Genomic DNA, 432 nt, shown 5'->3' with positions numbered 1-432 from the left:
GCCGGGCGTGCTGGCCGACATCGCGCGTATCGAGGCGATCTGGCGTGACTGCCTCGATACCTATGGCGGTCCGTTCCTGTTCGGCGAGTTCAGCATTGCCGACGCGATGTATGCGCCGGTGGCCATGCGCTTCAGGACGTGGCAGCCGCCGTTGTCCGAGGCGTCGCTGGCTTATGTTCGCCGGCTGAGCGCGCAGCCCGCAGTGAAAGCCTGGATCGACGACGCGTTGAGCGAGACGCACACCATCGCGTATCTAGACGTATGCCCATGAATATCTATGCAGTAGGCGGCGCGATTCGCGACGAATTGCTGGGCGTGCCGGTGCAGGACCGCGATTACGTGGTGGTCGGCGCGACACCCGAGCAGATGATCGCGCAGGGTTACCGTCCGGTGGGCAAGGATTTTCCTGTGTTCCTGCATCCGCAGACGCAT

The 432-nt window shown here is 63.4% G+C and carries 1 protein-coding gene and 1 pseudogene; both read left to right on the top strand.

The features are described 5' to 3' along the window. A partial coding sequence (locus SB822_RS55075; protein ID WP_410858844.1) for a glutathione S-transferase C-terminal domain-containing protein occupies window positions 1-271 on the top strand: 271 nt, incomplete at its 5' end. Then, window positions 268-432, top strand: a pseudogene (cca, locus tag SB822_RS55070) (multifunctional CCA tRNA nucleotidyl transferase/2'3'-cyclic phosphodiesterase/2'nucleotidase/phosphatase); the annotation flags it as partial. The gene SB822_RS55075 and the pseudogene cca, both read left to right, overlap by 4 nt.

The sequence above is a fragment of the Paraburkholderia sp. SIMBA_054 genome, assembly GCF_046534875.1.
Classification (GTDB): domain Bacteria; phylum Pseudomonadota; class Gammaproteobacteria; order Burkholderiales; family Burkholderiaceae; genus Paraburkholderia; species Paraburkholderia hospita.
This window is presented reverse-complemented; position numbering and strand designations above follow the sequence as displayed.